The sequence below is a fragment of the Nostoc sp. DSM 114160 genome (genome assembly GCF_053470305.1).
Map to the genome: position 1 here is coordinate 947664 of NZ_JBPFGO010000002.1, position 20226 is coordinate 967889.

A 20226-nucleotide genomic window follows, 5' to 3' on the forward strand; every position below is an offset into this window, starting at 1 on the left:
CTGACTTCTGAGTTCTGAATTCTTTTAATATAATCGCATAGATGATATTTTTACCTCTTTTGAGGCACTAATACAGGTAGTTTCGGGGCATCGGCTGCAAATTTAGCGTGTTGTCCAACAGTCAAAACATGAAACTGACTGGATATAATTTCTAAACTTTTGTTCACTATTGCCAGCTTTTTGTAAGTAGGAACACTCATACCTGGAAAGAATGAGAGTTCTGGCACATCTTCTTGACTTACAAAATCTGTAGGATGGAGTAGCAAAGAAGGCTGGACGCGTGTAACTTTACACAGCCATAGGGCAATTCGCAGATAGAGTAACGCCACTTCCGAAGAAAATGTACTCAGAAACATTATGTAACTGAAGTGAATTGGCACTTTAAAAATTGGCATGGTGGTAACGGGAATCTCAGTTAGCTTATCCTTATCTAGTTTCCACTGGTAAGGTTTTAGAGGCTGCAAACCCTGTTTAAAACCGCCAAACAGCGCTTCCCGTTTTTTACGTTCTTCCTTGCTCAATTTACAAGTTATTAAATAATATGCTCGTGCTATGGGGCCCAAAAATGTAGGAAAAGTCGAAGCATCATATTCGTATCCCCGACGTGCTAAGACTTTCAAAACTGCTGGAGAAAAACTGTATCCTGGCCCCCGGAAGCCGATAGGATGTTGATGAGTGACGCGCTTGATATGTTCTTCGGCGAGTGCCACCTCTTCTTCAATCTCATTCTCTGAATACAGATGTAGCCAAGGATCGTGATAGAATGAATGGTTGCCAATTTCGTGACCAGCACTAGCGATCGCTTGTATTGCTTTGGTATTCTTTTCTAGCGCTGCATCCTGACCGACAATGAATACTGTGATTGTCAAATCCCATTGCTTGAGAATATCTAAGAAACGAGGTACTGCGATATCCAAGTAAGAAGGATAAGTCTGCCAACCCGGAGCGCCCTGATTTTTTAAATAAGACCAAATATTATCTAAATCTAAGGAAAGACTGGCTATTGGTTTGTTTCTTTTTTGCTTAATTTTCATTATGAGTTCAAGTATTTCGACAATTTTAAGCGTAAATTATATTGTTAAATTTGAATTTTATCAGTCAAGTTCCATAGTTCGACTCAGGGCTGAGTTTAAAATAAAGCTCAAGCCTGAATGTTTGCATTTCCTCCTTTTTAAAACAAAGAGTTACTTTCAAAGCAGTATTTCATAGACATTACCTAGATTAGTGGATTAGATTTATATTTACTTCTCTAAAAAATATTGCCGATCAATTAGATAATAGGTTTTCAGCGCTCCTTTGATATCGATTTTATCAAACCTTTTGACGACTTTTTACCCTGATACTTAATTACCGAGCGGTAATATATTATAACTAAGATATATATAACATAAATAGTTTTTAGTGATTGCGCTAAATATATGAAGTTATTAATAATTTTCATCTTCAATTTTTATCATCACTTCGATTAAAAGCAATTATCCAAAAACTTTATCCACATCTTAGATGTTGATTTGCTGCTTTTGGGTTAAACACATGGCAATTCCCTTTTCGTAGTAAGCTGCCTCATTAATAAAAATTGGCCAAACAGTAGATCCTCCCTCATAAACAATTGTTTTATCGTCAAAAGTTAGAAAAATTGGATCTCCTGGGTTCAAGGCTTGATAATCCTTATCTTGAAGCTCTGGATGAATCATTCCAAAGATTGTACCATCGGTTTTTTTTGGGTAGTCTACAACTGATAAATGGTCGTAGAGAATCAACGTTTCGTTATTTGATGGAATTTTACCCTGGTTAAACTGTTCTAGGTAGTCCAGAAGGGCGCGAACAAGTTCCTCTGTTTGTTGGAACAGTGTTGCTTTTAAAACTCCTTGGGCAATTGGGCCAACCTCAAATGCAAAGCCTAATTCGCACAAAGAATTTACAAATGGGTTTTCTGCAATTGATTTAAAGGAACAGCGATAAACCTTAACTAAAGGATTAATCTGGCTTAGATAAGCAGCCAATTTTAAATTTAAAGGATGACTGTTATCAAGAATAATTGTCAGACCCATATTAGCTGTACTGCTATGCAAGTCTAAGATGAAATCTGCTTGTTTATCCTTATTTGATACTAGGGTATCCTGAATTAATTTAGCTTGCAAATCTTCGTAACTATTCAAAGTCAGATCTTGTAAATCTTGCTTGAGAAAACAGCGATTTAAATCTTTCTCTACATATCGTCTCCCGGCGGCAAAAGCATGAGGATTTGCTAACAGTGTGACTGTCTCAAAACTCGGTCTAGTAATTAAATCGGGAAACTGGGCAAATTTTTGGACTAGGTAGGCTCCTGTAAACTCATTGCCATGAGTTCCACCGACAATTGCAACTCGATTAATCTGGTTCATGAAGCATTCACTCTGCCAATGCGATCGCGATCGTGTGGTTGATTAAGATAGGACATATCAGGGCCATTGGGGATAATTCCACCAGGGTTGAGTGGAAATAGGTTACCGTAGTAGTCCCGCTTCACAGTTTCTACATCGCAAGTGTCAGCTACACCCGGAAGCTGATACAAGTCACGTAGATAAGCTCCGAGATTTTGATAGTCTCGAATTCGCTGCCGATTGCATTTAAACAGCCCATAGTAGGCACTATCAAACCGAAATAATGTTGTAAATAACCGCACATCTGCAAGTGTCAGATGTTCACCGCAGAGATAGCGATTAGTCTGCAATGCAAGTTCAATCTCATCAAGAGTTGCGAACAGTTCATTACAGGCTTGATTGTATGCTTCTTGACTTTGGGCGAAGCCACAGCGATACACACCGTTATTTACAGTGTGATAAATCTTCTCATTCCACCAGTCAATTTTCTCTTTAAGTTCTTCTGGGTAAAGGTTTAGCGTCGGATTGTTGGCAAATTCGTTAAATTCAGAGTTCAGCATGACGATAATCTCTGAACTCTCATTATTAACGATCGCTTTTGTTTGGTTATCCCATAGTACTGGTACTGTCGAGCGTCCACTGTAGCCGGGTTCTGCCTTCTGATAAAATTCAGCCAGTGTGCGACAACCTTCAACTTCATCGTTAAATATCCAACCGCCTTCAATGGGAGAAGGAGAGACGATACATACTGATATTACAGCTTCGAGTTTTTTAAGCGATCGCACAACCAAAGTTCGATGCGCCCAAGGACAGCCCAGCCCAACATAAAGTTTGTAGCGCCCCGTTGCTGGTGGGTGGGGATTCCCTGATTCTGTACCGATGAACTTGCGAAACTGGCTATTAGGACGAATATATGCTCCCGACTGATTGCGAGGAGCCAGATTTGACATCATTATCTGCCACATAGTCGTCCAAACAAACTTTCCTAGCCAGATAATCAGCTTGGGAGGAAGCGACTTGCCTTTCTTCTTGGGGAGCTTTTTCTCGTCATCCATTGGAGTTGAGTTAGTCATGGCGACAATTTTGCTTTGGGAGCGATCGAGGTTACTGCTGTATATGCTGTTAAATTTATAATCCGTAGGTTCTCATACCTATACGCACCTTGAGATTTCTTACTTTACTTTACTACGCTTTGCCTGAACTGTCGGATCTATGTAAGGATTCAGGTCTAATATTGGGGAAGTAAAGAAGGGCAAGACAGACAATTATTAAAGTCAGCAATTAGAGCTTGTGCAAAAAAAATCAATAACAGACCTACCTTGACGGCGATAAGTCTGCACCACTGTCAACAAATTAGCAGTATGACAAAACCGCTCCATCGAACGGGAACCACCACTAATCTTACGTTTTGTCACAGCCAAACGAAGAGAGCGTTCAGTGTTTCATCTATATGAATATTAAAGCGATCGCCTGTTCAATGATGATATCCACCAACTCTTCTTTGGACAGCTGGTTAAGACTTTCCCGGTCGATTTGTTGAGGCGCGTTGAGGTTGATGATTGTGATACTCTACCCCAAGCGTCCCCTTTGTCAATACTCTGCCACCTGAATCCTTACGACGCATCGTTGTAGCGTTTATCTGCGGCAGCAGGCATTGTAACAATGATAAGATATCGGGCATGGGCGGCAAGTGGTTTTTGAGTTGTCGTTGTGAGAGACAATAACTCTACTACGAAACGCCCTACCTCTTCATCCTCTTATTTTGGCAACGGTATTGAGAAGAGATTGGACTTTATGAATAACAACCCTGTCACCCCTCCTGCACAATGTCCTTTCCGTGGAAGCCGCATTGGCGGTGCGCTCGGTTCCAAGCCGCAAACTGATGATTGGTGGCCGAACCGACTTCAGGTCGAACTGCTTCACCAAAATTTGCCCCAAGCTAACCCACTGCGAGATTTCGACTACAAAGTAGCCTTCGCGAAGATTGACTTTAAACAGTTGAAGAGCGATATCAAAGCGCTGCTGACCGATTCGCAGAACTGGTGGCCAGCCGACTATGGTAATTATGGACCTCAAATGATTCGCATGGCGTGGCACTCAGCAGGCACCTACCGGATCGCAGACGGTCGGGGCGGAGCGAGTCAGGGTATGCAACGCTTTGCACCAATCAATTCGTGGTGGGATAATGGGAACACAGATAAATCACGACGGCTGCTCTGGCCCATCAAGCAGAAATATGGTGCGGCAATAAGCTGGGCTGATTTGATGAGTCTGACTGGCAACTGCGCGCTCGAAATCATGGGGTTTAAGACCTTCGGTTTTGGTGGCGGTCGCATTGATGCCTGGGAGGCGGATCGCGCGACATACTGGGGACCGGAGTTCTGGAACGGCGATCCAGTTGACGACATTAAGGAACACCCTGGTCATCCTGACGAGATGGTCACTCGCACGATTCGGTGGGTTGGGAAGCCGAACGAGGAATACTACGACCTTGAAAACCCGCTAGCGGCTTCGCATCAAGCGCTAATTTACGTCAATCCAGAGGGTCCAAACGCTGAGGGCGACCCCTATGGCTCGGCGCGAGACATTCGCGAGACGTTTGCGCGTATGGGCATGAATGACGAAGAAACTGTCGCGCTGATTGCAGGTGGTCATGCCTTTGGCAAAAGTCACGGCATGGTCTCGCCGGACAAGATCGGTCCAGCGCCGGAAGCCGCGCCGATTCAGGCGATGGGCTTGGGGTGGCAGAACCCTGAAGGCACTGGGTTTGCCGAATATACGATGACGAACGGGATCGAAGGATCGTGGACTCCAAATCCAACCCAGTGGGACAACAGCTACCTAACCAATCTTTTTAAGTACGATTGGGAACAGACAAAAAGTCCAGTAGGTGCCATTCAGTGGAAGCCGAGCAATCCTGATGCGCCGAAGACACCAGATGCCCATCAACCGGGCGTTGAACATCCGTTAATGATGATGACTTCGGACATTGCCTTGAAGGTCGATCCAGTCTATCACGAGATTTGTCAGCGCTTCTTGGATGACTTCGATTACTTCAGCGATGCGTTCGCGCGTGCTTGGTATAAGCTGATCCATCGAGACATGGGTCCGAAAACGCGCTATCTTGGTCCGGAAGTCCCAGAGGAAGATCTGATCTGGCAAGATCCAATTCCGGCACTGGATCATAATGTCGTTGATGCCGCCGATATCAAGTCTCTCAAGGATAAAATTTTAGCAAGTGGACTCTCGGTTTCGGCGCTCGTGTCAGCCGCTTGGGCAGCGGCATCGAGTCACCGCCATTCCGACAAGCGCGGCGGCGCAAATGGGGCGCGCGTTCGCCTCAATCCTCAGAAAGACTGGGAAATGAACCGCCCGCAGGAACTCGGCGAGGTGCTATCGACCCTTGAGCAAATTCAGGCGGACTTTAACGGCGCTCAGTCGGGCAACAAAAAAATCTCGATCGCAGACCTGATCGTCCTCGGTGGTTGTGCTGCGATCGAGAAGGCTGCCCAAGACGCTGGGTTTTCTGTTGCCGTCCCGTTTACTCCGGGGCGGATGGATACGACTCAGGAGCTGACAGATGTTGAAATGTTTAATTGGCTGAAGCCAGTTTCGGATGGTTTTAGAAACTATCACAATGAGGCGGTTGGCTATAAGGTGAGGCCAGAGCGGATCTTCCTGGATCGAGCGCAGCTCCTCACGCTGACCGCGCCCGAATGGACGGTTCTAGTTGGCGGACTTCGCGCGCTCGATCAGAACTGGGACTATTCAAAGCACGGTAGCTTCACTGACCGACCGGGTGTCTTGACCAATGACTTTTTCCGTGTTCTGACCAGTATGGACTACGAGTGGAAGCCTGTTGACAATCGCGAGATGCTTTTTGACATCTGCGATCGCAAAACGGGCGAAACGAAGTTCACCGCGACACGTTGCGATCTCATCTTCGGTTCGAACGCGGAACTTCGTCAAATTGCAGAAGTCTATGGCGCTGATGACGGTCACGAGCGTATGGTCAAGGACTTCGTTGCGGTCTGGAACAAGGTAATGATGCTCGATCGCTTCGACGTTTGCGCTTAACAGACTAGTGGTCTGTCTCATTAATTCTGAAGGGTTATAAAAGTTCGTAGTAAAAACTTTAGTCCTTGATTTGAGCGATAAATCGCTCACTACAAACCTAGCAAAATTAATGCGATAGACCACTAGCTAAATATTGACGCGCACTGAAGATTGCCTCCAAAAATGGCGATATATCAACTCAGCCTCGTAAATTGGCGAAGGTATTGATATTGTGGATACTGATATCACCTTAACGCTTCTTTTTACACAGATGATCAAAAATTAAAAATAGTTTATTCCGTTTCAGAATCTCTATCCATTTTGTAAGCCTGTAATAAATATTCTCCATTGAAGTGAATGAGATGAGTAGAATCTTCTGCAACCCAAACATCGGTTTCCCAAGCAATTTCAGCCAAATACTCTACCATCGCTTTTCGGCTTAAAAAAGTTGTCACCATGACAAGGGGGATTTTTAGATCTGCAAAGATAACTTCAAGTTCTTTCTTCCGTTTAGGGTTAATTGGCCCATGAGAAGTTACAGCTTCAATTAAAACTAGGCAATCATTTTTTAGATAATGGATAATCATATCAGGCATTTTTCCGTGAGAATCGATAGTAACACCCAAATCTCTCAATGCCACTTCATTGAAATGCGCAAACTTTTCATCTGTATCACCAATATAAATCAGTTTTCCTCCTGGTGTAAAACGTTCTGCAAACTCCTTAATAATCTTTTCAATCAGAATATTCTGTCCACCTGGCGATAGAGTTTTTACCTCTCCCTCAATTAATATCGGAATACGTGATAGTTCCCGTTCCTGAGCATATCGTTTTTTCAAAGTTTCAACTGAAGCCAGGTAAGTATGAATGCTCTTTTTCCATTCATTAGTTCCATAAGTACGTAAGAGTTCAAGCGCACTTTCTTCAATCTGATATACTGTTTTCGGACTGTTAACGGGGCGTTCAGGTGCATCTGGATTTACAATTATCAAAGCCGCATCTAAGAATTGATGGACTGTTTGGCGGCGAACAGTTTCCCGCGTATTAGGTTTATATGTTTTGCCATAGTGCAGTGCTATAAATTCCATCATTGGCGTAATTCCCATTAGGGGAGATGCAGCAGTTTCCCAAGGATCTGTTGGTTTTAAGTTAAGTAGAGCCAGTAAAGTTAAGGCTGAACGCTCATTAAGTTGTGCCCGTGGAAGTCCAAGTTCAATTAAAATTTGTAGTGCTTCATCAATACGGGTTTTAATTATTAAGGGGTTGTTTTCCGACTGATTGCTCATACTCAGTAACTTTTCTTGCAACAGTTGATCGATTTCTTTTTGTGATGGGAAATGCTCAGTAATATATAGCCCTACAGTCATTAGTTGTGCTATTGTCGGATATTTTAAATTTCGTAAATCGGTTGCATTAACCTGAGTATGCCCATTAAACAACCGGAAAAATGCATCAACAAGGCTAGAGTTAAGATAAGCAGCAAGACCACGTGCTAGGGTAAGATTAAGTCCTCTTCCGTTCTTGTGAAAATAATTCAGGTGATTTTCAAAACCTACCCAAGAACAATTAATTTGGTTAGCATCATATACAACAGCAACAACTCGTTTTTTTTCCTCTTTTGAGGAGAATCTTTTAGTCAAAACATAATGTTCATTTGGTACTAAAATAGATACAGTTGCTTCTGCATATACCAGAGCTTGGTGTTTTTTAGTTACTTTGGGATACTCAACATATCCTTCTGAAAAATTCAATGGATAAATCAAAGGAACAGTGTCTTCATTTGGCATTAAACACAGATATTCTTTAGCACGAAAATCTACAACACGTCCCGTTGATACAGTTAATTCTAGGTCTTTTAATGTGCAAGTAAAGTTAGCCATTTTTTGAATGACCTGCTGACTTACTGGATCGGGGATAATGTGGATAAATTGTTGCGAGTCGTTGGGAAGAACTATCTCTGTATAAGCTAAGGAATTTGACAGAATAAAATCATCATCAGCATTTGAACTTGTATTAATGATTACATTGTTAAATTTTGATTTTTGTTTAACAGCATGAATAATAATCGTTTCCTGCAAAACTTCATCATCACTAAAAGCTTCCTGTCTAGAATCAAAAAGATGTATCCGATCTAAAGCCATGATTTCCAAAAACATTTTGCGGAAATTTCTAAAATATGGCCCATTACAGAAACTACGCGGCGAAATAGCTACAAGCTCCCCTCTTGATTCAAGAAGTTGAACTGTAGCAGCGATAAAACCTGTATATAGATTGCTGGTTTCTAATCCTATAGAACGTAACAAATAACGAACTTTGGAATGAGCGTTAATTTTTAAATATGGGGGATTGAGAATAGCGTGGGTAAACCTGCAATTGTCAGGATTATCAAACAAACTAGGCTGAAGAAGTCTGACTGCATCCTCAATAAAATCCGTATCCCGGATTTCATAGTTAAAAGATATATTAGCTATTTGACATTCTCTGGCACATAATTTCAATGTCTGATGCAAATACCCAATCAAAAAAGGATCGATTTCATAGGCAACAATATCTAAATTGGCTGGGCGTTTTTGGCTGTGACAAAGTTTAGCCACAAAGGCTGCAAGTAATGAGCCAACTCCTGCTCCAGCATCAAGTAGAGATATTTGAGGAAGATCGAGTTTGCCAAACATTCTAACCATTAATTCTGCGACTGGAGCAGGTGTCAAAAATTGACCTAGTTTTCCTTTTTGCTTTTGATCCTGTTTCAAGCTTGCAGCAATCCTCAGAAGATCTACTTCATCGAGTAAGTTTCTGACAGAACATTTTGACAAGCTTTTGAATTCCAACGGCTTGTGATGATTTTCTCTAGACTCTCTACTGCTTGATTGGAACATCACGGCTGATTTTCACAGAATAAAAACCAACTTTATCAGGTTTTGAATTTCCGCCATGATATTTTAAGGACAAACCGATGCAAGAAGCGTCTCTTTTTCCAAAAATTATTTTAAAACTATGCTTCAAGCTAAAGTCTTCGTTACTCGTCGCTTACCTATCGAATTAGAGCAACTGCGATCGCTCGCCACTCTAGAAGTTTGGCCAGAACGTCAACCCCCTCCCTACGAAATTTTACTAGAAAAAGTTAAGGAAATAGATGGATTGCTATGTCTGCTGACCGATCAAATCGATCGCCAACTCATCGAGTCTGGGAAACTCAAAGTCATCAGTCAAATGGCGGTAGGTTACGATAACATTGATATTGCCGCAGCCACAGCACGAAAAATTCCCGTCGGTAATACTCCTGGGGTGTTAACCGATGCTACCGCAGATTTTGCCTGGGCATTGTTAATGGCAGCTGCACGGCGAGTAGTGGAGGCAGATCGATTTACTCGTGCAGGATTGTGGCAGACTTGGGAACCAGATTTGTTATTGGGGCCAAATGTTACGGGTGCAACCTTGGGGATTGTTGGTTTTGGGCGCATTGGACAAGCAGTTGCTCTTCGTGCCAAAGGCTTTGAAATGCAGATATTGTACGCGAGTAGGCAACGATGCAGCCCAGAATTAGAACAATCTCTAGGTGTGGAGTTTGCTACGTTAGAACACTTACTACAAGAGTCGGATTTTGTGACACTACATACACCATCGGCTGATGATACTTATCATTTAATTAGCGATCGCCAATTTGAATTGATGAAGCGATCGGCTATTTTGATTAACACGGCGCGGGGAACCATTGTAGATCCAAATTCTCTGTATCGCGCCCTTGCAAACGGTCAAATCGCGGCTGCGGCTGTAGATGTCACCGAGCCAGAACCGATTCCCAGCGATAGCCTGTTGTTAACCTTAGAAAATCTAATTATTGCACCGCATATTGGCAGCGCTAGCCATCAAACGCGCTCAAAAATGGCTTCAATGGCGATCGCTAATTTAATCGCAGGGGACTGAGGGGCGATCGCTTGGCTAATTGTGTCAACCCGGAAATTTATAATTCATAATTCACGCCTGATGTGAATTATGAACGCCCTCAATCTAGTAGTCTGGCAAGTCAACTTTGCTAGGTGAGACATCCGGATATAACCGTCCCATTTTATTGCGTGCATCCGTAATTTTAAAGCGCCAATTTACACTCGCTTTACTAGAATTGCGATCGCTCTGCCAAGAAGCGATTTCTTGAGATAGTGTTTGAACGTCAGCAATTCGTCTTTCTAAGCATTGACGTGCTAAAACGGATAACTCAATCTCAACTTGATTTAGCCAACTCCCATGCTTAGGCGTGTAGTGAAATTCTAGTTTTTGGACAATTCGACGTGCTTCTTCTGGTGAAAAGAATTCGTACAAAGCAGCTGGATTATGTGTGTTGAGGTTATCAACTACCAGACGAATTGACTCGGCTTGTGGACAATGAATATCTACTAAATTCTTCATTTGTAAAGCAAAATCTTTTTTCGTTCTCTGTTGTGTAACCTCAATATGCCGCCAACCTTTATGAGGTTCAAAAATTGCAAATAAATTGACACTCCCATTGCGTTTATACTCGTAGTCATAACGAAGAGGTTGCTCTGGTTCGGGTGGTAACGGTTCTCTAATATCCTCTAATAAAGGATATGGGCGTTCATCGAAACAAATTACTGGATGTTTTGGGTCATCTGGTTGGCTATATAAATCTAGTAAATCTTCCATCCGTAAAACATACTCGGCATCTACTTTGGGAATGCACCATTGTTCCTTTAACCAAGGTTTAATTTCGTTTTTTTTAAATAGGAACGAACAGTTTCTTTAGAAACTGAATCTACGATGTTTAAACTTACTATGCGCTCTGCTAATAGTTTCATCGTCCAACGATTTCTTCCTGATGGTGCTCTAGAACAAGCTGTTGCAATCAGAAATGCTTCTTGTTCACCATCTAATTTACGTTGTTTTGGTGGATGAGGCCGGTCTTGTACAGCTAATTCAATTCCTCCCTCTACGTATCTAGCACGAGTACGCTCTACGGTTGAAACGTGTACTCTTAGACATTCTGCGATCGCTTTGTCAATTTCTCCCTCCCATGCCATCAACAGTATATGGGCGCGAGTCATACTCCTTGCTTTACTCTTGCCTGTTTTGATTAGCGATCGCAGTTTTTCGACTTCTTCTGTACTCAAATTTACTGTATACTTCTTTGCCATGATGTTACCCGCAGCCACACTTCAAATAGCTTATCAAAAATCTGTTTCACCCTGCAAAGTTGACTTGCCAGACTACTAGTAGTTCGCCAAGTGAACTTGGCGGGGTAAAGGGCAAAGGGGAAAGGGGAAAGGTTTTAAATCCCAAACCCAGTACCCCTTACCCTTTCCCCAGCCCTCACAAGCGCATTTTTGGGTTGCCAGACTACTAGTACCGCAAGGCGGAAGTTAAAAGGGACGCATAGTTATGCGTCCCTAAAGCAAATTGCGTAAACCTTTAGAAGGTGAAAGTTGTTCTCAGCGTACCGATAATTGCATCATCGTTGTTGCTGTTTTGACCAGGAGAGGTCAACCAGATGACGCCAGGGGTGATTGAGATATTATCTGATACGCGATACTTGTAAAAGCCTTCAAAGTGATAAGGTATATCATTACCAGTACCAGCAAAAACTCCGCCTCGGTTACGGGCATAAGGTTCAGCACCAGCAAAAATCCCTAAAACGTTACCCTTTTTACCGAGGTCAGGTAAGGCCACTCCAAGACCGTAGCTCCAAGCTTGATAATCATCACCAACACCAAAGCCTGTGATATCGTGGTAAGAAACGAAGCCACTGACTGACAGTTTGTCGCTGGGTCTAAAAGCTGCTTCTATACCGTAAGAATTACTGGAAGATCCGTTTAAGGTAGTTAGGGTGTTAGCTTGACCAGTACCTACGACGCGGTTAGTACTACCCAAACCACCACCTAGATCGAATAAATTACCACCTCCAGCACCATGATAACCGTGAACGTAGGTAGCAGCTATAGATAAGCGATCGCCAACACTAAAGTTCAACTGTCCCAAGGCTGCATAGTTACCATCTATTAAACCTTGATTTGCCCCAGGATTATTAGCATTTGATGCCAAGTAACCAATAGTCAGCGAACTTGGTCTCAAAATACTACCACCCTTACCAAAGGGTAAAGTCAGTGCTGCACCTGCACCACCACCAATGCGATAAATCGGACTTTCAGAAGCAAAGGTAGACAAAGCACCATTACCGCCATCAAAGTCTTCAAAGTAAGGGTTGTTAGTGGCAACATAATCGCTATGAATACCTCCGGTGCCCGCAAAGTAGACTTGAGCTGGGCCTATGGGTACGTAATACGCCAACCAGTCGATAATCACACTGTTGTTACTAGTGCTGCCGATTTGAAATGTTTGCGTACCTTCAGCAGTATCGATTCCAACACCATTATTCCCTACTTGTGTAAAGGCTAGTGCATTCCCGGCTGCAAGACGGGTGTGTAAAACGTCTTTACCCGTGAAGCTGGTTTGCAAATCTAAACGTACCCTATCTTGGAAGACAGTATTATTCGCATCGCCAGTATTATTGCCAAAAATATCAGTAGCGACAAAAATAGCTTCACCCACCAATTTTGTGGTAGTAGAAAACTGATTAGCTTCTAGTTCCGCAGTCCGTGCTTCTAGAGAATCTACTCGACCGCGCAGAGTTGCCAGTTCTGCTGAGAATTCCTCTTGCAAACGCTGGAGAGTCGCCAAATCCTGTTTTGTCACCAAGTCAGCAGTTGCGGTCGCAATCAGTTCATTAACTCGATCTAAACAAGCATTCAAACCTGCGGCAAACTCATAACGAGTCAGTGCCCGATTGCCTCGGTAAGTAGAATTTGGGTATCCAGCAATACAACCGTAGCGCTCAACCAAGGATTGCAAAGCTTGGAATGCCCAATCAGTCGGCTGTACATCAGAAAATTGAGAAACTGATGTGACTTGAGACAATGAATTCTGGTTCTTGCCTTCGTTGCTGTAGCGATTAACATCTTCTAAAACCTTATTTTCATCAGCCTTTTGGGCGACCAACTGCTGATTAACTTTTCGTTGCTCTGTTTGAATGAATATTGAAGCATTAGAAGTTATTGGTGCTTCTGTCTGAGCAGCTTTTAACTTTATATCTTCAAAAGAGCTTGCTCCTTCAGCAGCTATAGCTCTTGCGGAAACCAACACCGTCACTCCCAAAACTACTGGACTTAGTACCAGAGTTTTCCACAATAAATCAGACATTTTTATTTTCCTTTCCCAAAAATAACCTAAATCAGTTGGTTTAAGAAAAAGAGAACAAGCAATTATTCTACTTGTTAGAAATCTTATCAGATTGCTGTTACCTAAGCCATATCTAAGATAGTTTTATCGGATGAAGAATCGTAAACTCTTGCAGATGTATGTTTACTAAAGGTCGTGATTATAAGGTATTGTTGCGCGTTTTTGCGCGATTTATGAACTTTGGTTTCTTGTTTTTAACCTTGATTTGCTAGATAGTTTTTATCTTTAAATTTATTGCTAAATCAAGAAAATGCATTTCTGTATTGGGTTTTTAATTAGTAAGTAAGAATTATTAATTATGAATAACTTTGACCCTACAACCTGCGGAATATCGGTTTAAAGTCGAGGTAAACAGTACGTAAAGCACTACAATGAAGCGATAAGTCAGCGATTTATTATCTATCTAAACTGTTCGATTTGATTCATGACTGATTGCTTCTATATCCCACCCAAAACACATTTTTATTTTTTTTAGTTCCCTAATTTAAGCAGTTAATTTTTCATAACTATCGGCGATTGTTTCTAATCCCAGAATGTCATAATTCTTTGACTCAGAGGTTCCATACATCGTCAGAAGCAGAGCGTCGATTAAGGCTTTGGCTTTAAGCAGCGTTTCCTGAAACTCCATCTCCGGTTGAGAAAGGGCTACAATTCCACCACCTATACCAATGGAAGTTTGATTGGGAGTCAAAACAGCAGTCCGAATCACAATATTCAAATCGGCTGAACCATTCAAACCCAAAAAGCCGATCGCACCTGAATAAATTCCTCGCGCCTCTTGTTCTAGGCGATCGATAATTTGCATGGTGCGGATTTTGGGCGCACCAGTCATCGATCCTCCGGGAAATGCAGTTCGCACGCAATCCACCGCTTGTAAATCTGAACGTAATCGCCCGCGTACTGTTGTTACCAACTGATGTACTGTTGAGTATGTTTCCACATCCATTAATTTTGGTACGTGAATGCTACCAATTTCACAGACTCGTCCCAAATCATTGCGTAACAAATCAACAATCATCAGATTTTCAGCTTGGTCTTTTTCGCTGTTGCGTAGCTTCTCACGGAGGACAAAATCGGCTTCGGGAGTTTCTCCTCGTGGTAGGGTTCCCTTGATGGGTTTAGTTTCTACCCAACCTTGGCGATCGATCCGTAGAAACCTTTCTGGAGATGAGCAGGCGATCGCAACGCTCGCCGCAGGCATCGCAATTTCACCAAAGCGTAAAAATGCAGAATAAGGAGCCGGATTGATTTTACGTAATGTACGATAGAACGTCAATGGGTCGGGGGTTGCATCGGTATGAAGCTGATTTGTCAAGCAAACTTGATAAGTTTCCCCTTCGTGAATTTCATCCAAGCATTGCTGAATATCTTGAATGTAATTTTGGTAAGTGCGACTCAAACGGAACTTAACAGGCTGACAACTTTCTTGGGGTACAAGAGAAAAAAGAGGATCTAGAGTTTCGAGTTGTTGTTGGATAGTATCAAACCAAGTTTCTACCTGTTCTGTTTGTCCTTTTTTGATTAATTGCAGCAAATAAAGGCACTGTTCTTGATGATCGATCGCAATCATGCGATCGGCAAGTAAGAAAATTGCATCAGGTAATGGTGAAGAATGCACCAATGACGATCCACACTCTCTCTTGAGTTCATAGCCAAAATAGCCCACAAATCCACAGTTAAAATCAAACGGTAAATCATCAGCTTGGCAACTTCGGCAGTCTATTTCTCGCTTCAAATACTCAAAAATACTTTCGGTGCGACGAGTTACGGTATCTAACTGTGTAATGATGATTTCTTGCGTTTCGGTATTATATCGTACCAATAGACTGTTAACCCCGCTTCCATCACCCATAAATGAAAAGCGAGATAGACCAAATTCCACACGGCTGCTATCTAGCCAAAAAGCGTTTGTTGCATTCCCAAATAGCTGTACAAATATTTGTTCTGTATTTGGGCAGATATCTAACTTGCGCGTATACAATTCAAACTTCTCCTGCTGTTCTTGGCGGGGTCGATCGACAACAGAAGTAACATCTCCATATCCAATCCAATATTGCTTTTGTGGACTTCTTGATGCCTCCTGCCTCCTTAACGATTTCTCTGTAAATTGCTGCGTAATATCTCGAAAGTTTTCTAATAATCTTTGCCCATATTCTGTACAGATAGACTCTGGGTGAAACTGCACACCCCAAAAAGGTAGATGTAGATGACGCAATCCCATCACCAATCCTTCTTCTGTCCAAGCAATTTTTTCTAAACATTCAGGTAGTTCATCAGCAACTAACAACGAGTGATAGCGCACCACAGAAAACTGATTAGGAATACCTTGAAATAATTCTGAATTATTATGATAAATTTTACTGAGTCTGCCATGTCGAACTTCCGGTGCATGAATTACTCTTCCACCATATAGATAGCCAAGTCCTTGATGTCCCAGACAAACTCCCAACAAAGGCACATCCACATTCTCAATTATTTGCCGACAGACTCCAAAATCTTCTGACCTTTCTGGACGACCGGGGCCAGGTGAAATCACAATGTTGTCAAAAGCAATTTCTTTTAATTCATCCCAGTTAAGGCGATCGTTATAAATTACTAGAGGTAGTTCCCTATTTACCTCGGCAATCATTTGGTAAAGATTAAATGTATAAGAGTCATAGTTATCAATAATTAGCGTTTGCATACATAGTCACTTAACTAGCACATATAGCAATCCTAAATCATTCGTGAAAAATTAGATCCCCAACTTCTTCAAGAAGTCAGGGATCTGGCTTAAGTTCTATAGGCACATCTTCAAAAATAAAGGGTTTTAAAAAACTTTACTGGATGAATGATGGCTTGTTTGCCAAAGGTCACATTTATACAAGAATTTCACTCGATTTTGTGCCATTTCTAGATTTTACCTTCTTGTTTTTAACCCTGATTTGTGGTAAGTCTTTTTTGTCTTTGTAAAAGTAACATATTTCTACTAGAGTTGGCCATATCTCTAGAGAGCCGTGAAATTGGCTAATGACATCATCGATAATTCTGGAAACATTTTGCTGAAAAAAGTCTGGTTCAAATCCATAGAAGACTCTCGATAAATTCTCAGCAAATAATTGGAGTGACTGCTTGCGTTCTTCATTCTGGGTAGAGATTGAGGCTTTGACTACTTGCCTGTGGATAGCAGAGATTTTTTCCAGGATTTCCTCAGAATCTTGTAAAGTGACTTCACCTGAGTAATCAAACTTGATTCCCAAATCGTCAAGATGATAAACACTGTTTTTAATTTTCTTTTTCAGCAAGCTACATATTTCTTCATTAAATAGTTCGCTAGCGAGAGGATTACGCATATAGTTATTTCTAATATGGTTTTGTACAGCATCAACGTGTGCAGCTGCAATTCCTTCTTGCTGTATCCAAATCCTGTATATATAATCCTCAAATCTGAGCCGAGTTGGAAAGAAGGGTGGTAAACCTAGCTGATTATCATATCCAGCGACTCCACAATCCATTCTCCAGTTTTTGTTAGTAATAACGGGTCTAAAATTGGTAAGAATATAAAAATCATTTAGGTCATTGGGGCTAATTTGATTTTCATCATTGAGATACATGTGAATAAAATCAAGGGTATCAATATCATTAGTTCCTGTGCGAAAAGTTTGGGCAATCTTGACGATCGCATTATTCAAGACTCTCCCCTGTTGTAATAAAAGGCTGTTTTCTCGGAAGTAACCTTTAGTTGTATTGGTTTCTAAATCCATTGCTGTATCAAGTACCAGTTCTCCAGACTCGAAGTTTTCTGGTACATGGCTGGCTTTTTGACCTAAAACATCACCAAAAGCCGTGAGTAAGTCAAAAGATTTATGGACGTAGCCACCTTGTTGGTTAGATTTAATTAATTTTCCTCGACATATTTCATCACCAGATAAAGATTCTGGGCTAGTTTCAATTAATGCATCTGGACGCATATCGTCATCTGCACTAACCATTAAATGTCCAAGGGTATACATGAGTGTGAAGTTACGATTTCCTCCATAACTAGGTCGGAATAAGTTTTTGACTAGTGATTCTAGCTTGCGATCGCGCAGTCTTTCGTTTAAAAATGTAATAAATTGCTCTTTCTGTTGTGGGCCAACATAAAACACGTCATTGACTGTCTTAGTCTGCTCTAAAAGTGGATAATATTTCTCGTGATTGGCAATGCTGGAATCGTCAAAAACGATTATTTTTAAAGCATGACCATTTGCCCAGAAATTCTCATCATACTTTTCGATAGTTTGTGCGACATCTCTCAATCGATGAGTTGGAATAACAAATACTGTTTCTTTTTGTTTCATAAAATTTGTTTGGGTTTTTCAAATGAACTTTCTAATCTTTAAACAAAGTTTGAAGGTTCTCAGGCTAACTGCTTCCAGAATATCTGCCACTGCAAATTTGCATACTGGAGGTTAGCACCATAAGCATAAATTCACCTATTTAGGGCTGTAGTCAGAACAATTGAGTGCTTGTTTCGTTAGAGCAGTGGTAGGATGTACTGCACACTTTAGAAAATAGTTATTGTTAAAAAATTGGCATTTTTTACAAGTATGTTGCTCTAAATGTTTGATGCTGACTATTTCATCTTTATCTTGCACCGCATTTTCTGGGGGATCTTCTAGTGCTTTGCAGACAGATGAAACTAGAAAAACAACAATTGCCCAAACAATCATGAAAGAAATGTGAGCCAAAAACACTGCTACAAAGGGAATGTCTCCGTCATGTGGTTTGGTGTCACTATGTGTTGCCTTAGACAGGTTAGCTTCAATCAGGGTGGACTGATGAATACTTTTTTGGGCGGATACATAAAGTCGGAAAAGTTCCGAAGTATGCATATTAAAAACCTTTAGCTAGTCGAACTCAGATCCAGTAAAGTTAAAGAGGCAGGAGGCAAAAATATATTTTCTTACTCTTGCTGCAAACTCGAACTGCCTTCTGCCTTTATTCGAGAAATGTTCATCTGTCTAATAATATGTGGAATTGAGAGTAGTTGATAGGTCTAGGTTATTTGAATTAACAGATTGACTTTCTCTTAGTCGAGCTTCCAATAAGCAACTGTTGAGGTAATAGTAAACAGAATGAATTTTTTTAAGAGTCACTTTCAGAGCGGGAACCATCATGGGATGGGTTGCTATTGCTAAAATGTAATCTCCAGCGAAAATACTAGGATTATCTGTTGCTGAAATAACTTGAGTTTCTCTTAAAACTCCTAGAAAAACGCATTTATTCGGTAATTTAATATCACTTAAATAAATGCCACAGTAAATGCTATTATCTTCGATAAAAACACCAAACAAGCTTGGTTCTAAAGGTTTTTTATTTTTCAGCACAAAATGTTTTTTAACTCTAATAGTATTGTCTAATACTTTCCGAGAAAAATCTGCTGTTGCAGAGATATATTTTGAAGATATATAAAATGTATTAATTAAATAGAGTAGGTATTTAGTAATTAGCTAAACAGGTATATGTTTAGAGATATAGGTTTTAGATATACCTACTAAAAATCAGATTCTCGACTTATTAAATTAAGCCGAGAATCCTACATTTAGATTTAAAGTAATCACTAAGGATTACTATAGATAATTATTTTGAATAGAAGGCATAGCAAGAATCAGCAGCACTCTCTCAAGCCTTTATCCCTTAATCTTATCTAAAGCTAAATTCAGCTTCAACACATTAACTCCAGGTTCGCCAAAGATGCCGAGAAAGCGGCCGTCGGTGTTTTGGGAAATTAAAGTTTCGAGTTGGTTTGGTTGAACGTTCCGCGCCTTGGCTACTCGTGCAACTTGTGCGATCGCAGCTTCCGGGGTAATATGCGGGTCAAGGCTGGAACCAGAGGTGTAGACTAAATCGCCAGTCGGCTGCACACCTGCTTTTTTCAAACGATTAAAGTCACCCTCTACCTTTTTGCTGGGGTCTGGGTCATCTTTACCTTTAATGCGTTCCATTAATGCCGGATTACTGGGAGCCAAGTTACTAGCGCCAGAAACCCCAGTTTGCAAAACTCCCGCATCATCTTTTTTCGGATCGGCTGTGCTGTAGCTGGTGGTACTGGGGCGGCTGTTAAAATAGCGATCGCTACTAAAAGGTTGACCAATTAAAGCAGAACCGACAACTTGACCTGTGCTATTTTTCAGCAGACTACCGTTGGCTTGAAAGGGAAACACAATTTGCCCAATAGCAATCATTGCAAAAGGATAAATAATCGCACCAATTATCCAGAGTACCAAGGTAGAACGAACAGCCCTACTAGCTTCACGTGCAAAACTCATTAGAATTTCTCCGGTACAAACATGACAAAAAATAAATAGATGGAAAGTCCCAGTGTCGTTAGTCCTAACAGTCCCAATCCCCAAGATTGACTGCGGGAAAGTTGTTCATTAGTAGCGGCATAAACCATAGGTGCAACCACTAGGTTGAAACACATCGCCAAGAACAAATACAGTGGTAGCTTTTGTCTTTGCCATTGACACCAGATTTCAGTTATTTCTTCTAATACTTGGGATGCAAGAATAGTGCGGCGGATCTGAATAGGTTTCATAGT

Annotated in this window: 14 protein-coding genes and 2 pseudogenes; 2 read left to right on the forward strand and 14 right to left on the reverse strand. The window is 41.4% G+C overall.

The window, feature by feature from the left end; genetic code table 11:
• Positions 1 to 50: 50 nt before the first annotated feature.
• The 5 genes and pseudogenes from NSTCB13_RS21120 to NSTCB13_RS21140 form a co-directional block, all read right to left on the reverse strand.
• Positions 51 to 1034, reverse strand: a complete 984-nt coding sequence (locus NSTCB13_RS21120; RefSeq protein ID WP_448267658.1) for a polysaccharide deacetylase family protein — start codon at positions 1032 to 1034, stop codon at positions 51 to 53.
• Positions 1035 to 1499: 465 nt separating this feature from the next.
• Complete coding sequence (locus NSTCB13_RS21125) at positions 1500 to 2384, reverse strand: aspartoacylase (RefSeq protein WP_448273715.1); 885 nt, start codon at positions 2382 to 2384, stop codon at positions 1500 to 1502.
• Positions 2381 to 3436, reverse strand: coding sequence for a glutathione S-transferase family protein (locus tag NSTCB13_RS21130; RefSeq protein WP_448273716.1), 1056 nt, complete (start codon positions 3434 to 3436; stop codon positions 2381 to 2383). The genes NSTCB13_RS21125 and NSTCB13_RS21130 overlap by 4 nt, the downstream gene beginning before the upstream one ends.
• Before the next feature lie 155 nt (positions 3437 to 3591).
• Positions 3592 to 3799 (reverse strand): annotated as a pseudogene (locus tag NSTCB13_RS21135) (IS66 family transposase); the annotation flags it as partial.
• 77 nt (positions 3800 to 3876) lie between these two features.
• The gene (locus NSTCB13_RS21140) at positions 3877 to 4044 is read right to left on the reverse strand and encodes a hypothetical protein (RefSeq protein WP_448273717.1); all 168 of its coding nucleotides are present in this window, start codon (positions 4042 to 4044) and stop codon (positions 3877 to 3879) included.
• Positions 4045 to 4157: 113 nt separating this feature from the next.
• Between NSTCB13_RS21140 and katG the strand changes: the two genes are divergently transcribed.
• Complete coding sequence (gene katG, locus NSTCB13_RS21145; protein ID WP_448273718.1) at positions 4158 to 6440, forward strand: catalase/peroxidase HPI; 2283 nt, start codon at positions 4158 to 4160, stop codon at positions 6438 to 6440.
• Between the two features lie 272 nt (positions 6441 to 6712).
• Here the strand turns inward: katG and NSTCB13_RS21150 are convergent, their stop codons facing one another.
• Positions 6713 to 9295: a BsuBI/PstI family type II restriction endonuclease gene (locus tag NSTCB13_RS21150; protein WP_448273719.1), complete on the reverse strand. Its 2583-nt coding sequence runs from the start codon at positions 9293 to 9295 to the stop codon at positions 6713 to 6715.
• Between the two features lie 118 nt (positions 9296 to 9413).
• Between NSTCB13_RS21150 and NSTCB13_RS21155 the strand changes: the two are divergent.
• Positions 9414 to 10393 (forward strand): annotated as a pseudogene (locus NSTCB13_RS21155) (2-hydroxyacid dehydrogenase).
• A gap of 34 nt (positions 10394 to 10427) precedes the next feature.
• Here the strand turns inward: NSTCB13_RS21155 and NSTCB13_RS21160 are convergent.
• The 8 genes from NSTCB13_RS21160 to NSTCB13_RS21195 form a co-directional block, all read right to left on the reverse strand.
• A protein-coding gene (locus tag NSTCB13_RS21160; RefSeq protein WP_448272402.1) for an IS630 family transposase occupies positions 10428 to 11566 on the reverse strand; the annotation gives its coding sequence in 2 pieces (ribosomal slippage) (positions 10428 to 11146 and positions 11146 to 11566; 1140 coding nt in all).
• Between the two features lie 274 nt (positions 11567 to 11840).
• Positions 11841 to 13625, reverse strand: coding sequence for an iron uptake porin (locus NSTCB13_RS21165; protein WP_448273720.1), 1785 nt, complete (start codon positions 13623 to 13625; stop codon positions 11841 to 11843).
• A gap of 523 nt (positions 13626 to 14148) precedes the next feature.
• Complete coding sequence (pabB, locus tag NSTCB13_RS21170; protein ID WP_448273721.1) at positions 14149 to 16347, reverse strand: aminodeoxychorismate synthase component I; 2199 nt, start codon at positions 16345 to 16347, stop codon at positions 14149 to 14151.
• A 175-nt stretch (positions 16348 to 16522) separates the two neighbouring features.
• Complete coding sequence (locus NSTCB13_RS21175) at positions 16523 to 17983, reverse strand: hypothetical protein (RefSeq protein ID WP_448273722.1); 1461 nt, start codon at positions 17981 to 17983, stop codon at positions 16523 to 16525.
• 135 nt (positions 17984 to 18118) lie between these two features.
• Entirely contained in the window at positions 18119 to 18517 is a 399-nt protein-coding gene (locus NSTCB13_RS21180; RefSeq protein ID WP_445630900.1) for a hypothetical protein, read from the reverse strand.
• A gap of 129 nt (positions 18518 to 18646) precedes the next feature.
• A complete protein-coding gene (locus NSTCB13_RS21185) occupies positions 18647 to 19012 on the reverse strand; it encodes a TrkA C-terminal domain-containing protein (RefSeq protein WP_445630899.1) in 366 nt (121 codons plus the stop codon).
• Positions 19013 to 19315: 303 nt separating this feature from the next.
• Positions 19316 to 19954 carry a K(+)-transporting ATPase subunit C gene (gene kdpC, locus NSTCB13_RS21190; protein WP_448273723.1) on the reverse strand — a complete coding sequence of 213 codons (639 nt, stop codon included), beginning with the start codon at positions 19952 to 19954 and terminating at the stop codon, positions 19316 to 19318.
• Entirely contained in the window at positions 19954 to 20223 is a 270-nt protein-coding gene (locus NSTCB13_RS21195) for a potassium-transporting ATPase subunit F (protein WP_445630897.1), read from the reverse strand. Before NSTCB13_RS21195 ends, kdpC begins: the two co-directional genes overlap by 1 nt.
• Between the last annotated feature and the right edge of the window lie 3 nt (positions 20224 to 20226).

What these genes read in the sequence shown, in the direction of transcription:
- kdpC (WP_448273723.1), bottom strand. Translation starts at nt 19,954, where the DNA reads ATGAGTTTTGCACGTGAAGCTAGTAGGGCTGTTCGTTCTACCTTGGTA.
- NSTCB13_RS21125 (WP_448273715.1), bottom strand. Translation starts at nt 2,384, where the DNA reads ATGAACCAGATTAATCGAGTTGCAATTGTCGGTGGAACTCATGGCAAT.
- NSTCB13_RS21180 (WP_445630900.1), bottom strand. Translation starts at nt 18,517, where the DNA reads ATGCATACTTCGGAACTTTTCCGACTTTATGTATCCGCCCAAAAAAGT.
- NSTCB13_RS21120 (WP_448267658.1), bottom strand. Translation starts at nt 1,034, where the DNA reads ATGAAAATTAAGCAAAAAAGAAACAAACCAATAGCCAGTCTTTCCTTA.
- NSTCB13_RS21175 (WP_448273722.1), bottom strand. Translation starts at nt 17,983, where the DNA reads ATGAAACAAAAAGAAACAGTATTTGTTATTCCAACTCATCGATTGAGA.
- NSTCB13_RS21195 (WP_445630897.1), bottom strand. Translation starts at nt 20,223, where the DNA reads ATGAAACCTATTCAGATCCGCCGCACTATTCTTGCATCCCAAGTATTA.
- NSTCB13_RS21130 (WP_448273716.1), bottom strand. Translation starts at nt 3,436, where the DNA reads ATGACTAACTCAACTCCAATGGATGACGAGAAAAAGCTCCCCAAGAAG.
- NSTCB13_RS21150 (WP_448273719.1), bottom strand. Translation starts at nt 9,295, where the DNA reads ATGTTCCAATCAAGCAGTAGAGAGTCTAGAGAAAATCATCACAAGCCG.
- NSTCB13_RS21165 (WP_448273720.1), bottom strand. Translation starts at nt 13,625, where the DNA reads ATGTCTGATTTATTGTGGAAAACTCTGGTACTAAGTCCAGTAGTTTTG.
- katG (WP_448273718.1), top strand. Translation starts at nt 4,158, where the DNA reads ATGAATAACAACCCTGTCACCCCTCCTGCACAATGTCCTTTCCGTGGA.
- NSTCB13_RS21140 (WP_448273717.1), bottom strand. Translation starts at nt 4,044, where the DNA reads ATGCCCGATATCTTATCATTGTTACAATGCCTGCTGCCGCAGATAAAC.
- pabB (WP_448273721.1), bottom strand. Translation starts at nt 16,347, where the DNA reads ATGCAAACGCTAATTATTGATAACTATGACTCTTATACATTTAATCTT.